At 67.3% G+C, this 14645-nt stretch carries 11 protein-coding genes; 6 read left to right on the forward strand and 5 right to left on the reverse strand.

The features are described 5' to 3' along the window. Positions 1 to 24: 24 nt before the first annotated feature. Positions 25 to 780 (reverse strand): hypothetical protein, encoded by a 756-nt coding sequence (locus tag MCHT01_RS02710; protein WP_148661354.1) that lies wholly within the window; start codon positions 778 to 780, stop codon positions 25 to 27. A 222-nt stretch (positions 781 to 1002) separates the two neighbouring features. Between MCHT01_RS02710 and pncB the strand changes: the two genes are divergently transcribed. Then, positions 1003 to 2217: a nicotinate phosphoribosyltransferase gene (pncB, locus tag MCHT01_RS02715; RefSeq protein ID WP_067062061.1), complete on the forward strand. Its 1215-nt coding sequence runs from the start codon at positions 1003 to 1005 to the stop codon at positions 2215 to 2217. 207 nt (positions 2218 to 2424) lie between these two features. Here the strand turns inward: pncB and MCHT01_RS02720 are convergent, their stop codons facing one another. Next, positions 2425 to 4848, reverse strand: coding sequence for a penicillin acylase family protein (locus tag MCHT01_RS02720; protein ID WP_067062063.1), 2424 nt, complete (start codon positions 4846 to 4848; stop codon positions 2425 to 2427). A 113-nt stretch (positions 4849 to 4961) separates the two neighbouring features. On the opposite strand from MCHT01_RS02720, the gene MCHT01_RS02725 reads away from it, so the two are divergent. Then, positions 4962 to 5921 carry a patatin-like phospholipase family protein gene (locus MCHT01_RS02725; RefSeq protein ID WP_245643138.1) on the forward strand — a complete coding sequence of 320 codons (960 nt, stop codon included), beginning with the start codon at positions 4962 to 4964 and terminating at the stop codon, positions 5919 to 5921. A gap of 57 nt (positions 5922 to 5978) precedes the next feature. Here the strand turns inward: MCHT01_RS02725 and MCHT01_RS02730 are convergent, their stop codons facing one another. Continuing rightward, the gene (locus tag MCHT01_RS02730; RefSeq protein ID WP_067062066.1) at positions 5979 to 6548 is read right to left on the reverse strand and encodes a YdeI/OmpD-associated family protein; all 570 of its coding nucleotides are present in this window, start codon (positions 6546 to 6548) and stop codon (positions 5979 to 5981) included. Positions 6549 to 6675: 127 nt separating this feature from the next. Further along, positions 6676 to 8214 carry a methyl-accepting chemotaxis protein gene (locus MCHT01_RS02735; protein ID WP_067062068.1) on the reverse strand — a complete coding sequence of 513 codons (1539 nt, stop codon included), beginning with the start codon at positions 8212 to 8214 and terminating at the stop codon, positions 6676 to 6678. Positions 8215 to 8439: 225 nt separating this feature from the next. Between MCHT01_RS02735 and MCHT01_RS02740 the strand changes: the two genes are divergently transcribed. Beyond that, positions 8440 to 9171, forward strand: coding sequence for a TetR/AcrR family transcriptional regulator (locus tag MCHT01_RS02740; RefSeq protein WP_084451696.1), 732 nt, complete (start codon positions 8440 to 8442; stop codon positions 9169 to 9171). Positions 9172 to 9428: 257 nt separating this feature from the next. Here MCHT01_RS02740 and phaP read toward each other — a convergent pair whose 3' ends face one another. Beyond that, positions 9429 to 9983, reverse strand: coding sequence for a TIGR01841 family phasin (gene phaP / locus MCHT01_RS02745; protein WP_067062074.1), 555 nt, complete (start codon positions 9981 to 9983; stop codon positions 9429 to 9431). 301 nt (positions 9984 to 10284) lie between these two features. Between phaP and MCHT01_RS02750 the strand changes: the two genes are divergently transcribed. The 3 genes from MCHT01_RS02750 to MCHT01_RS02760 all read left to right on the forward strand — a co-directional run bounded on the left by MCHT01_RS02750 (position 10285) and on the right by MCHT01_RS02760 (position 14645). Continuing rightward, complete coding sequence (locus MCHT01_RS02750; RefSeq protein WP_067062076.1) at positions 10285 to 11277, forward strand: histone deacetylase family protein; 993 nt, start codon at positions 10285 to 10287, stop codon at positions 11275 to 11277. 418 nt (positions 11278 to 11695) lie between these two features. Beyond that, a complete protein-coding gene (locus tag MCHT01_RS02755) occupies positions 11696 to 14002 on the forward strand; it encodes an ATP-binding protein (protein ID WP_067062079.1) in 2307 nt (768 codons plus the stop codon). 190 nt (positions 14003 to 14192) lie between these two features. After that, positions 14193 to 14645, forward strand: a complete 453-nt coding sequence (locus tag MCHT01_RS02760) for an acyl-CoA thioesterase (protein ID WP_067062082.1) — start codon at positions 14193 to 14195, stop codon at positions 14643 to 14645.

Genomic DNA, 14645 nt, shown 5'->3' on the forward strand with positions numbered 1-14645 from the left:
ATGGTCGTCATGACCTGCGTGGACTCACGGCCGGCCGGCCGGCTCGTCCGTGTCGACCTCGGGCTCGGGGAGCAGATGGAAGCGCCCGTCCCGCAGTTCCATGCGCGTGCGCTGCACGACGGCGCGCGGCGACGGGCAGTCGCCTTCGTTGAAGCGCAGCACGATCTCGATGCGCGGGCCGGCCCCCGGGCTCAGCACATTGACGGCGGAGGCCTGGGGCGCCGCGCCCGAGCCGCAAGCGCCCGGACCGGGCTTGGACTCGAAGCCGAGCTCGGCCGCGAGCTGCAGCTCGCCGTCGCGCTCGAGGACCAGGCGCTCCTGGCGGTCCTCGACGCCACCGGCCACGTCGTAGACGCGGCTGCGGAGCAGCCAGCGGTCGTCGGCCAGCTGGACCATCTGCAGGTCCTCGTCGCCCGAGAACGGCGAACCCGGCATCAGCAGGAGCCCGCGGGCCCGCAGCCGCCAATGGCCCTGCGCATCGGCGGCCAGCACCGCAGCCCCCAGCGCGGGGATGCAGGCATGGCACTGGAACTGCGCGCGCGGGCCCGGCGTCAGTTGGTAGACCAGCATCAGCTTGTCGACGTCGGCCTCGACATAGCGAGCCCGGAAGACCTCGCGGACCTCAGCCCGCAGCGTCGGCGCGCGCCCGCCGAAGAACGCGGCGGCGCGCTCGTCGCGCCAGGTGTTGCCGCCGTAGACCATCTTCATCGCGACGTCGGCCTTGGGCGGCGGGTCGATGGCGATGGGGACCTGCGCCTGGGCGCGCGCGACCAACAGCAAGGCGGTGACCGTGGCCAGCGCGAGCGCTCCGGGGCGGAGGCGGGAAGGCGGAGAGTGGGGCAGGTCGATCACGGTGAAGCGGGCGGACGGAGCGGATGGGGGCGATCATCGCCGACGGCCGACGCCGACGCCGACGCCCGTCGGCCATCGGCCTCGCGCCGGATGGGGATGAACGCGCAGGGCCCGCTGTGTTCCGGACGCCCCGGGTACAGTTCCCGCCTCATGAGCCGTCCCTCGACCCACGCCCCGGTGATCCGCAGTCTGCTGGAGACCGATCTCTACAAGTTCACCATGTGGCAGGCGATGCTCCATCGCCATCCGCAGGCGCAGGCCGAGTACCGCTTCGCCTGCCGCAACACGCCGCAGTACCCGCTCGCCGAGCTGGTCGCGGACCTGGAGCGCGAGCTGGACCACCTGTGCTCGCTGACCTTCCAGAAGGACGAGCTCGACTACCTGCGCTCGCTGCGCTTCATGCGGCCGGACTTCATCGACCTGCTGCGCATCTTCCGCTTCCAGCGCGACTTCATCCACGTGGCCGCCGACGGCGACAAGCTGGACATCGTCGTGCGCGGGCCGCAGGTGCACGTGATGGGCTTCGAGATCTTCGTGCTGGCGATGGTCAACGAGCTCTACTTCCGCCGCTTCGACCACGGGCCCGCGATCGCCGAGGGCCGGCGCCGGCTGACCGAGAAGGTGGCCGCGATCCGCGCGTTCGCGCGCGACGAGGCGCCGCGTCGTCACCCCTTCCAGTTCTTCGACTTCGGCCTGCGCCGCCGTTTCTCCGGCGACTGGCATGCGGAGGTGCTGCGCACCTTGCGCGACGAGCTGCCCGAGACCTTCCGCGGCACGTCCAACGTGCTGCTGGCCAAGGAGCTGGGCCTGGTGCCCATCGGCACCATGGCGCACGAGTACCTGCAGACCTACCAGGCCACCGGCGTGCGCCTGCGCGACCACCAGAAGGCGGCGCTGGAGGACTGGGTGCAGGAGTACCGCGGCGACCTGGGCATCGCGCTCACCGACGTGATCTCGATGGACGCCTTCCTGGCCGACTTCGACCTGTACTTCGCCAAGCTCTTCAACGGCCTGCGGCATGACAGCGGCGAGCCGGTCGCATGGGGCGAGAAGGCGCTGGCCCACTACGACAAGCTGCGCATCGACACGAACAGCAAGCGGCTGGTGTTCTCCGACGCGCTGGACATGCCCAAGGCGCTGGCGCTGTACCGGCACTTCGCGGACCGCGTCCAGCTGGGCTTCGGCATCGGCACCAAGCTGAGCAACGACATGGGCCTGGCGACGCTGAACATCGTCATGAAGCTGACCCACGTCAACGGGCAGCCGGTGGCCAAGCTCTCCGACAGCCCCGGCAAGACCATGTGCGAGGACCAGACCTTCCTGGCCTACCTGCGCCAGGTGTTCCAGGTGCCGACGCCAACATGACTGCGATCGGGGCGTGGGGCACCGAGGTCCGCGGGCGACCCTCACCCCATCCCTCTCCCGCGCGGCGGGCGAGGGGGCCACGCCGGCCAGCGGACGAAGGGGCCCGCTGATCGACCGACGTGGCCGCATGGCGTGCTGCCAAGCGCGAGGCGCGGTTCCCGTCCACTCCCTCTCCCGCGCCGCGGGAGAGGGCGGGGGTGAGGGTCTTCAGTCCCGGTGCGCCGTGATCCGATGGACCAGGGTGCCCGCCAGCAGCGGCGTGTGCTTCCCCTCGACCCAATCCTGATGCCCGGCGCCGTAGTACGGCGACATCGGGTGTCCGCTCTGCCCGCCGGGCAGGCTCAGCCAGCCGCGGTCCTCGCGGCCCGGTGACACGACCAGCCGCTCCGATTGCCCGAAGGCCGGACCCGCCACATGCGGCAGATTGGTATCCCCGCCCTGCGGCACCGACGGCATGTCCAGCCAGCGCGACAGCGCCGGAATCGCCTTGGACAGCACATGCTGGATGTGGCTCGCGTTGGCCGCGCCCCAGGTCGCGCCGCCCAGGTTGCCGTCCGGCGCGACGTCCCGGGCGGCCGCGTCCAGTTGCGCCAGCAGCAGCGCGTCCCAGCTCGCGAAGGCCGGCGGCAGCAGATGCGCCGGCCGCTCGTCCACCGCGCGGGCGGCGCTGTACTCGAACTGGTTGCGCCAGCGGATGCGACGCTTGGGATCGGCCTGCCGCTCGCCCAGCGCGGGCGCGGTCCAGGCGTCCCACAGCGTGTCCAGCACGCGCAGGCGCGCCTGACGCACCAGGCGATAGCCCGCGCTGTCGGCATCGGCGCGGCCATGCCAGTTCTCCAGCAGCTGCACGAAGGCGCGGTGCGTCGGATTCGTGCCCGCGTCGGTCCGCGCCGCCGCCAGCAGCCGCGCCGACCAGGTCTTCATGAAGCGCGCCTCGTCGTCGAGATGGATGGCGCCGATGCTGTCCTCGTCATGCTTGGGCTTCTCGCTCAGCCGATCGCGGATCTGCTGCGCGCGGGCGCCCAGGTCGAAGCCCCCGTCGCCCAGCAGCTCGCCCGCGTCGCCGCCGAGCTGCCGGTTGTTGGCCGTCCACAGCTGGCCCTGCGCGGGCGACAGCACCTGCGGCGCGCGGTCCGTCGGCAGCCAGTCGTGGCGGATCGCCGTCGGCGCGGTGAAGCGCCCGAAGGAGGACGCCAGCCCCGGCTGCGACCACAAGCGGCCGGCGATGGTCCAGCCGATCTGGCCGTCGCGGTCCGCGGCGACCAGATTCTGATGCGGCATGCCGGCCCGCTGCGCGACGGCCAGCGCCTCGCTGACGTGGCGGACCTGCAGCATGCGGTCCAGCTCCAGGTTGTAGGCCGCGCCCTCGTGCGCGACCCAGTGCAGCGCGTAGCGCCGCTGGCCCTCGGTGGTGATGACGGGCGCGCCGTCCATCTCGACCACGACCAGGGGCTGCGTCGCGCCGCCCTTGACCTCGATCGGCTCCTGGTGCGTCTTGATCGCGGCGTTCTCCGGCACGTCCACCCAGTCGAACCACTTGCCGTAGGCATTGGTGAAGCCCCAGGCGACGGTGCCGTTGGAGCCCACCACCAGCGCGGGCAGGCCGGGCAGCGTCACGCCGGCGGCGCGCAGCATGCCGGGGCCGCTGCCGATCTGGAACTGCGCGCGATACCAGATGCTGGGCACGCCCAGTCCCAGGTGCATGTCGTTGGCGAGGATCGCGCCGCCGTGCGTGCTGCGCGACCCCGACACCGCCCAGTTGTTGCTGCCGAAGACGGTGGGCTCCTCGGAGACCGCGCCCGATGCGGTCGGCACGCGGGCCGGGCCCGGAGCCGCCGCCACCGGAGCGCGGGTCGCGCCGGCGGCGGGCGCGCTGACCGGCGTGCCGGGCACGGCTGGCCGCGCGCGCAGGTCGAGCTGGTCGGGCGTCGGCATCGTCGCGTCGGACACCGCGCTGCCGTCCAGTGCCGCGTCCCAGCGGCCGCCGCGCGGGCTCAGCCAGGCGAAGACCGCATCGCCGGCCTTCTCGCGCAGCAGCGCGCGCTCGAAGCCCATCTCGATCGAGCCGGACTGCAGCATGAAGTACATCTCGCTGATCACCAGCAGCGAATCGACCGGCGTCCAGTCGCTGGGCTTGGCGCGCAGCAGCAGGTACTGCCAGGGCCGCACCGGCAGCGCGTGCAGGCCGGCGTTGACCCCTTCCGCGTAGGCCAGCAGCAGCAGGCGGTCCTCGCCCGACAACTGCTCGAAGCGATCGGTCAGGCGCGCGCGCAGGCGGTGGACGCGGCGCGTACGGTCGCGCTCCAGCGCCTTCTCGCCGAACAGCGCGGAGAGTTCACCGGCCGCCGAGCGCCGGACCAGGTCCATCTCGAAGAAGCGTTCCTGCGCATGGGCGAATCCCAGCCCGCGCGCGACGTCCAGCCGCGTGCGGCCTTCCACCACCAGCGTGCCGCGATCGTCGCGGCCCAGGCTCAGCGGGGCGGTCAGGCCGGGCAGGGCGATCTCGCCGTCCAGCTGGGGCCGGCTGGCCCGCACCAGGCCCCAGGCCGCGGCGGCCAGCGCGATCACCAGGACCAGCAGCGCCAGCAGGCCCCGCAGCGTCCAGCGCCGCAGCGCGCTTGTTCGATTCATGTGTACTCCCTGTGCTCCGAGGTCTTGCCGACGGGGACGAGACCGCCGGGGCGGGCGATTGTGCGTGCGCGGCGTCACGGCGCCGCTACAGCGTTTCCCTAGAATCGCCGCCCATGTCTCCAGACCATACCAAGGACGGCGTGTCGATGCCGTCGCGCCGACGCTGGCTCGGTGCCGCCGCGGCGTTCTCCCTGACGGCGCTGAGCGCCTGTTCCACGCTGCCCACCAAGGCGCCGGACGTCGTCCAGACGCCGTCGCCCGAGCTCCCCACCCCCGTCACGCCCAAGCCCGTGCCCAAGCCGCCGCGCATCGGACTGGCGCTGGGCGGCGGCGCGGCGCGCGGCTTCGCCCACATCGGCGTGATCCAGGTGCTGGAGGAGAACGGCATCAAGGTCGACCTGGTCTGCGGCACGTCGGCCGGCAGCCTGGTGGGCGCGCTCTACGCGGCCGGCCGCAACGGCAAGGAGCTGCAGGCGGTGGCCGAGTCCATGGACGAGGGCGCCATCACCGACTGGACCTTCCCCATGCGCGGCCTGATCCGCGGCGAGGCCCTGGCCCGCTACGTCCGGCAGATGACGGGCGGCCGCGGCCTGGAGCAGTTGCCGCTGCCGCTGGGCATCGTGGCGACGGACCTGGGCGACGGCTCGCCCATCCTGTTCCGGCAGGGCGACGTGGGCACCGCGGTGCGTGCGTCCAGCGCGGTGCCGGCGGTGTTCCAGCCAGTCAAGATCGGCACGCGCGAGTACGTGGACGGCGGCCTGGTCGCGCCGGTGCCGGTGCGCTTCGCGCGGCAGATGGGCGCGGAGCTGGTCATCGCCGTCGACATCGGCGAGCCGCCGGATCCCAAGATCCCCGGCGATGCGATGCGCATGCTGATGCAGACCTTCTCCATCATGGGCAAGTCCATCAACCAGTTCGAGCTGCGCGAGGCGGACGTGGTGCTGCGGCCCAAGCTCGACGGCTTCAGCGGCGCGGACTTCACCACGCGACGTCGCGCGATCACGCTGGGCCGCGAGGTGGCCACGGCGATGCTGCCGGAGATCCGCCGCAAGATCGCGGCGAAGACGCGCTGAGCGCGTGGCGCGCGACGGGCCTCACGGCCGCTCGCGCGTCGCTTCCGGTGGCGACGCTTACAGGCGCTCGCCGCGGGCGCTGGCCTCGATCAGCTTCTGCAACCGGACCAGCTGGGTCTCGGCCTTCTTGGCGCTGAGGATGTGCCAGATCGCCGTGCGCTGGTAGCTGTCGGCCTGCGCCTGGAAGAAGGCCCAGGCCTCGGGATGGCGCAGGAAGACGACCTCGTGCGCGGGGCTGAGCTCGACGAGCTCCTTGGGCTGCTCGAAGGAGTAGACGCGGGACTTCTCCTCCTGCCGGCGCTCGAAGGCGGCCTGGCCGGCGGGCTTCATGCGGCCCTCCTGGATCAGCGCCTCGGCGCGGCCGATGTTGACCGCGCTCCAGACGGACACCGCCTTGCGCGGCGTGAAGCGGATCTTGTAGGTCTTGTCGTCGATGCGCGTGCGCACGCCGTCGATCCAGCCGTGGCACAGGGCCTCGTCGACCGACTCGGGCCAGTCGATGCTGGGCGTGCCGGTGCCGCGCTTGTGGAAGCCCACCACGACGTCGGTCGCCGTGTCGGCATGCTGGTCCAGCCAGTCGCGGAAATCCGCGGCGGTGGCGAAGAAGATCGGGGTGCGGGCGGCCATGGGGCCGGAGTATGCCCGGCGGGCCGAGGCCCGACGGCGGCAGCGGGCGCGCTGTGGCCGCGGGACCGCGCCCCGGCGAGCGCCGGGGCGGCGGGGGCGGGCCGGTCGGGCGACCGGCCCGGTGTCGTCAGGCCACCTTGAAGACCGAGACGACCTGCGCCAGGCGCTGGGCCTGCTCGCTCAGCGAGCTGGCGGCGGCGCTGGATTCCTCGACCAGCGCGGCGTTCTGCTGCGTCATCTGGTCCAGGTTGGCGACGGCCTGGTTGACCTGGTTGATGCCGTCGCGCTGCTCGGTGGCGGCGGCGGCGATCTCGCCCATGAGGTCGGTCACGCGGCCCACGCCGTTGACGATCTCGTCCATCGCGCGGCCGGCCTCGGCCACGTCCGAGGAGCCGGCTTCCACCGTCTCCACCGAGCGGGTGATCAGCTGCTTGATCTCCTTGGCCGCCTCGGCGCTGCGCTGCGCCAGCGAGCGCACTTCCGACGCCACGACCGCGAAGCCGCGGCCCTGCTCGCCCGCGCGGGCCGCCTCGACGGCCGCGTTCAGCGCCAGGATGTTGGTCTGGAAGGCGATCCCGTCGATCGTGCCGATGATGTCGGCGATGCGGCTCGAGGATTCGGAGATCTCGCGCATGCGGTTCACCACCTGGCCGACCACGCGGCCACCGCGGGTGGCGGCCTCGGCGGCGCTGCCTGCCAGCTGGTTGGCCTGGCGGGCGGTGTCGGCGGACTGGCCGACGGCGCCGGTCAGCTGTTCCATGCTGGAGGCGGTCTCCTCCAGGTTGGAGGCGGTCTGCTCGGTGCGGGACGACAGGTCGGCGTTGCCGACGGCGATCTGCGAGGAGGCGCTGGACACGGACTCGACGCCGTCACGCACTTGCGAGACGACGGTCTGCAACTGGCCGACCATGCGCAGCAGCGCGGTCTGCAGCTGGGCCACCTCGTCGCGGCCGACGATGGTCAGCGTGCGGGTCAGGTCGCCGGCGGCCACCGCCTCGGCCAGCGCCACCGAGGCTTCCAGCGGGCGCACGATCTTGCGGGTGATCACGAAGGCCAGGCCCGCGCCGATCACGACCGCCACCAGCGTCATGCCGGCCACGATCCAGCGGCTGCTGGCGTAGATCTGGTCGCCCAGGTCGTTGGCGGCGTCGGCGCCCTGGGTGTTCAGGTCGACCAGGTCGTTGAGCGCCTTGCCCACGTTCTCGTAGGCCGACAGGTTCTCGACGGCCAGCATGCGCTTGGCGCCTTCGTCGTCGCCGTCGCGGGCGGCGGCCATCATGCGGGCGCTCTTGGCGGCGTACTCGCCCCACAGCGCGCGGGTGTGCTTGAGCTTCTCGCCCTCGGCGGGGGAGGACACCAGCTTCTCGTAGGCGTCCAGGCGCTTCTCGACGGTCTGGCGCAGCTCGTCGGTCTTGGCCACCTCGGCGGCGCGGTCGGCCTTGTCGGCCAGCAGCAGGCGGTACTCGCGGGTGCGGTAGCGGGTGACGTCCTGGTTGGCGGCCTGCGCGGCGCGCGCGGACGGCATCCAGTTGTCGGCCATGTCGCTGGCCGTGTCATTGACGCGGCTCAACTGGAAGGTGGCGATCACGCCCAGCAGGGCGGTGATGACGAGGACGGAACAGAAGGCCAGCGTGAGCTTGGCCCCGACGGACAGGCGGTCGAGCATGACGGACTCTCGGGAGGTTGTGGACCCAGGGGAGGGCGGGAGTCGACATGCAACCGCACAAGGTCTTGCGGGGCGTCAGAGCGGGCGATGGCCCACGGGCATGCCGTTTGCTCGAATTGTCGTACTTGTACGGAATGCGGCGAAACCCGCACCGACGAGGGTTCGTGAGTATTTAACGTGGTTACCACTATGAGTTAACGTACACAAACGATAACTTCTAACATCATGAAACAAGTGCGAGACGACGATCTGGACGGCGGCCGGGGGGCGCCGCGACTGCGACGAGGCCCCACGGAGATGGAGGCCCTGAAGCGGGAGATGTTGGAGCGCGCCCGGCGGATCTACCGGGAAGAGGGCGTCGAGGCCCTGAGCATGCGGCGCCTGGCCCAGGAGCTGGGCATCTCGACGATGGCCATCTACAGCTACTTCGAGAGCAAGAAGGCGTTGCTGGACGGGCTGTGGATCGAGGTGTTCGAGGGGCTCACCGACGAGCTGCTCGATTCGTCCAAGGGCCAGCGCGGCCCGCGACGTGTGCTGGAGGCGCATGTCCGCTGCTTCCTGGACTTCTGGGAGCGTCACCCGGAGCAGTTCCGGATGATCTACATGTCGTCGACGCAGACGGCCTCGCTGGACGAGATCGGCCAGTCGCAGCTGCCGGTCTACAACCGGCTGCTGGGCCTGGTGCGGGAGCGCTTGGCCGCCTGCGCGCCCAGCGGCGCCGAGCCCGACGAGCAGCGCATCCGCCTGCTGTGCGACCTGATGTCGGTGCGGCAGATGGGCTATCTGATGATGGTGGTCGGGCTGCCGCGCTATCCGGTCCTGGACCGCGAGCTGCTGCGGGAGCGCACCGTCCAGGGCGTGCTGCGCGACGTCACCGAGGAGTACGAGGCGTCGCGTGGGACGCCGGCCGGCGGCGATCCCGCATCGTCGGCGCCGGGTGCCGCGGTCGGCGGCTAGACGACCCGGAGACCGCGCCGCCCCTCTCGGCGGGCCGGTCGCACACGCTCGGCGCCCCCGGGCGATTGCCGGAGCACCGCCCTGGTGCCGGTGCCGTCTCCCGGGGCGGACCTCGCGGTGGCGGACCACGCGTCCGATCCAGCGCCTGCCGTCCGGGCAAAAAAAAGCCCAGCGGGACGCTGGGCTTGAAGGGCACTTGGGAAGCGGTGCTTCCGTGGGTACCGAGGAGACAACCGGTCAGTGCAACCGTTCGGGCCTCAGGCGGCGCGCTTGGCGGCGCGCGAGGCGGTCTGGGTTGCCTTCACCGCCGTGGTCGTCACGGCGTTGAAGTTGGATTCAGCGATTTCGGAGGCTTGCTTGGCGGCCTTGTGCAGGCTTTCGTACGCGTTGTTGGCCGCGGCCACCGCCGACTTCACCAGAGCAACAGCATTTTCCGTGCCAGCCGGGGCGTTCTTGGTCACGTTCTCGACCACGGAGCCCAGCTTGGACTGCGCGTCGGCGACTTGGGCCTCGGCCAGCTTGGTGAACTCGGAGGACGTGGAGGCGGCGATGTCGTACAGGTGGCGGCTGTAGGCGACGGCCTTCTCGGCGGACGGTTGCAGCAGCGAGGCCTGCAGGGCCAGCAGCTCTTGAGCGTCCTTGACGGCCAGGGCGGACTGCGCGGTCTCGGCGGCTTCACCCAGGGCGGTCTTGGCCACTTGCAGGTTCAGTTCGACCAGCTTCTCGACACCTTCGAACGCCTTGCTGGTCAGCCCGAACAGGGCTTCCAGTTGGCTCTTCTGGGCGGCGATCAGTTGTTCAGCGGTCAGCATGCGAAATCTCCTTGAGAGTTGAAATCAGCCAGATAGGGCAGGCTGAGAGCCGGGCTGCGAACTTTGTTGCGGTGCAGCATGGATCGAAGTATAGGACTGGCGAATCGGATTGCAAGCGGTTTTTGCTGCGATGCAGCAAAAAGCCTGCAAGCCCCTGGGGACGGGGCTTGCAGGCCCGCCAGGCGACCTCGCCGGCGGGGCGCGGACGCTGCCCGGGCGCGACGCGCGGCGCCGATCGGGCGGCGTCCGGAAGACGGCCCTCGCGCGCTGTCGCGACGCGGGGCGCGGTAAGGTCGCGGCCATGCTCGCGTTCCACTACGACCATCTGAGCCTGGCGCTGCCGCCGGGCCACCGGTTCCCGCAGTCCAAGTACCAGATGCTGCGTGAACGCGTCGAGGGGCGTCCCGGCCTGTTGCGCCTGCGCCTGGCCGAGCCGGCGGATCCCGGCGCGCTGGCCCTCGTCCACACGCCGGACTACATCGACGCGGTGCTGCACGGCACCCTGAGCGCCGCCGCCCAGCGCGAGATCGGCTTCCCCTGGGCGCCCAGCCTGCCGCGGCGCTCGCTGTGCTCGGTCGGCGCGACGGTCGCCGCGGCCCGGGCCGCGCTGGAGGAGGGCGTGGCCGCCTCGCTCGCGGGCGGCACGCACCACGCCTATGCGGACAAGGGCAGCGGCTTCTGCGTCTTCAACGACGTGGCCGTCGCGGCGCGGCTGATGCAGGCCCAGTGGCACCGCCGGCATCCCGACCGGCCGGGCCTGCGCATCGTCGTCATCGACCTGGACGTGCACCAGGGTAACGGCACGGCGCGCATCTTCCAGGGCGACGACAGCGTGTTCACGTTCTCCATCCACGGGGAGAAGAACTTCCCCTTCCGCAAGGAGTCGGGCGATCTCGACGTCGGTCTGCCGGACGCGTGCGGCGACGGGGTGTATCTCGATGCGCTGGCGACCTCGCTGGCGGAGGTCTGGCGTCGTCTGGCGGACCGGCCGGCGCAACTGGCCTTCTACCTGGCCGGCGCCGATCCGCACGAGGGCGACCGGCTCGGCCGCCTGAAGCTGAGCGCCGACGCGCTGCTGCGGCGCGACCGCCTCGTGCTGGAGGCGCTGTTCGAGCGCCGCATCCCGGTGGCGATCAGCATGGCCGGCGGCTATGGCGAGGACCTGAGCGTGACCGTCGATGTCCAGGAGCGCACGCTCGAGGCCGCCGCCCAGTCCTGGCAGCGCTGGCAGGCGCGGGGCGGGGACGACGATGCCGTCGCCCATGCCGGTTGCGGCGAGCCCCTCGACCCGTAGCCCGCGCGACAGCCAGGCCGCGTCCGCGATGGAAGAGCGCCGCCCACCCCGAGACCCGTCCCGCCCCCGAGCCCCGCGAGGCCTTCGCCCGTTTCGTCCCCGTGCCCACGCGCTGGATGGACAAGCGTTGATTTTTTATAGAACAACAGCTTGTGAGGTGCTTGGACAAGTCCCTTGGTCAAAATCCTGGTGCCGCAGGGCAACTTGTCCATGCTCTGGGGTCACTATTAGGACCCGAAAGAGGGTGGGCAAGTTGTCCTCTCCGCTCGTTGTTGGGGCTGAGGATGAGGGACGCGAAAGCTAGGGTTTACGTTAGCCCTGCCTGTCGCCACAAACTCATTGCACTCGCTTACATATAGAGGTCACAACTTGGCAATGCCCGCACTTGACGGGGACATGGTTGAGGGAGCCTCTAAAAGTGATTCATCGCATCAATCGCCTTCGGCAATTCGGCATCTTTGCCGACTACAACGGTTCAGGTATTCAACAATTTGGCAAGTTCAACCTCATCTATGGTTGGAACGGCACAGGCAAATCAACCCTGTCGCATGTGTTCTCTTGCCTTGAAAGCCGCTCTCTGATTCCCCGCTTCTTGGGGGGGCAATTCAACATCACACTTGAAGACGGCTCTTCAATCACTGAAGTCAACTTGGCGGCTTCTCAGTTGAATATTCACGTGTTCAATCAAAGCTTCATCCGTGACAACATTGATTGGGATAAGTCGGTCAAGAGCATCCTCCTGATTGCGAAGGAGAAGATTGAAGACCTACAAGCCTTGGAGAAGATGAAGCTTGAGCTTGGAGGAAAGCGAACTGCTCACAGCACCAAGCTGAACGACATAAAGATCAAGACTGATGCACAGGATAAATTCCTGACCGGTGTCGCGAAGAAGATGAAGATTGGTCTTCAGGCGATTGACACCAGCGATAGCTACTACCTCAACTATGACCGCCGCAAGCTGTCAAAGTTCATTGAGGGGAACGAACAAGCGGTCGTAAACAAAGATTCGGTGCTTAGCGGAGAGAAGGTCATAGAGTTGACCAATGCAGCCAAGCCCGACCATCTGCCCACCGTCACTTTTCTTGCGACGGTCATTCCCGAAGACTACTTCAAGAAGGCGGCTGGTCGTATCCGTGACCTGATTGCCACGACCGCCGTTAATCAGGCGATTGAGCGACTCACTGAAAATCCTGACATCCGTGATTGGGTGCAAAAAGGCTTGGAGGTCCATGGGCATCATCATTCGGAAAAGTGCGAGTTTTGCGGCGAGCCGTTCACGAAGGCTCGTGCCGAAGCCTTGGCGGCTCATTTCAGCAAGGAATTTACTGCCTTCCAAACGAGATTGAAAGATGCTGCGACTTGGATGCAATCCCAAGGTGCACCCGCGAATGAACTGCCCGTAGCGACAAGCTTCTATAAGGAGTTTGCAGCCGACGCCACCAAGCTGGAAGGCGAGTACAAAGCCGCGGCCGATAAAATCGACCAGCAGATTGAAGGATGGCGGGAAGCCCTCCAAGCCAAAATCACGGACCCAGCAAAAACCGACATTCAGATTGCGGATGTGGTTGAGGGTGATGTGATGGCTTTCAATGCCGTGTTGTCCTCCCTTGTGGTTCTCGTGCAGAAGCATAACAACAAAACCGACAACTTCAGTGCGGAGACCTCAAAAGCCAAGAAGGCACTTGAGCTTCATTTCGCAGCGGCAGAAATCCAAGAGTTTGACTATGCGGGCAATGAGAAGCAGTGCAAGGAGTTGCAGGCTGCTGCCGACACTGACAAGAAGGCGATTGATGAACTGCAAATGAAGGTCAACGACCTTGAGGCTCAGCTATCCAATGAAACGGTCGGAGCCAAGGAATTCAATGATGTCCTGCATCGCTTCATCGGTCGTTCGGAACTTTGCCTGAGCTTCAATCAGCAGAAGAAGGGCTACGAGATCATTCGCAATGGGGTGGGCGAGCATGACGGAAATCTGAGCGAAGGCGAGAAGACAGCGATTGCCTTCGTCTACTTCATCACCAAGCTTAGGGAGGGCGGAAACAATATTGCAGACACGATTGTTGTTGTGGACGACCCTGTTTCAAGCTTTGACTCCAATCACCTTTTTCATGCCTATTCGTTCCTGAAAACTCAGTGCATTGATTCCAAGCAACTGTTTGTCCTTACTCACAACTTCACCTATTTCAAGTTGGTGAGGGATTGGTTTACGACGACGAACAAAAATAGGGCAAAGAAGAATAAATCACCCGTCGCATTCTTCTACAGACTGGATGCCCCGCCAGGCTCTCCCCGTCATTCGCTGCTGGTTGATGCGGACGAGTCGCTTAAGAATTATGGCTCCGAGTATCACTACATCTTCAAGAAGCTCTATGCCTACAAGGCCAAAACGACCTTGGACCGCGATGAGGCATTCTTAACCGCGAACCTCGCCAGAAAGCTGCTGGAGTCATTCTTTACCTTCAAGTTCCCCAAGGGGCGGAACGATGTGAGTGCTCTAATGGATGCTGGACTAACGGGCTGCACCGTTACCACGGCGGAACTCAAGGAGAAGATCTACCGGTTCATCAACAAATATTCTCACAGTGATGTGATTGAAATCACCGAAGAGTCAGCGGAGAACCTTGCGGGGGAGAGTCATAGCGTTGTGGGCAACATCTTCCAATGGATTGAAGAGGTGGACAAGAAGCACTTTGACGAGATGGTAGAAGTCGCTGAAGCCGTCTGAAAACTAGGCCACAAACAAAGCCACCACAAGGGCGAGGTCTAGAGCGGGGAATTGAACAGGGCTTGCGGGGCATGGTCTTGGACGAGTCTTGGCTTGGACAGTCCGCCGCTTGGGCAGGTTCTTGGACAGACTCTCAAGTGTCCAAATCGGCAATCAAACAGAATCAAAAACTTAGCTCACGGATAAGTCCATGACACAGGAAAATGAAAATCGCCCTCAGCCGTTGAATCGTAGTGACTTTCCCATTTTTGTGGCCCTGCAAACGCGCTGGATGGACAACGACATCTACGGCCACCTGAACAACGTCATCTACTACAGCCTCTTCGACACGGCGGTGAACCGCTGGCTGATCGAGCAGGGCGCGCTGGACATCCACGCCGGCGAGGTCATCGGCCTGGTGGTCGAGACCCATTGCAACTTCTTCGCCTCGCTGGCCTTCCCGCAGCAGGTGGAGGCCGGGATCCGCGTGGCGCGACGCGGGCGTTCCAGCGTCCGCTACGAGATCGGTCTGTTCGCCGAGGGCGAGCCGCTGTGCGCGGCGCTCGGCCACTTCGTCCATGTCTATGTCGAGCGCGACTCGCATCGTCCGGTCGCGCAACTGCCCGAGGCCTATCTGAAGGCGCTCGCGCCGCTGGAGCGCTGA

This window comes from Mitsuaria chitosanitabida ATCC BAA-476 = NBRC 102408 (assembly GCF_001598255.1).
Lineage (GTDB): Bacteria > Pseudomonadota > Gammaproteobacteria > Burkholderiales > Burkholderiaceae_C > Roseateles > Roseateles chitosanitabidus.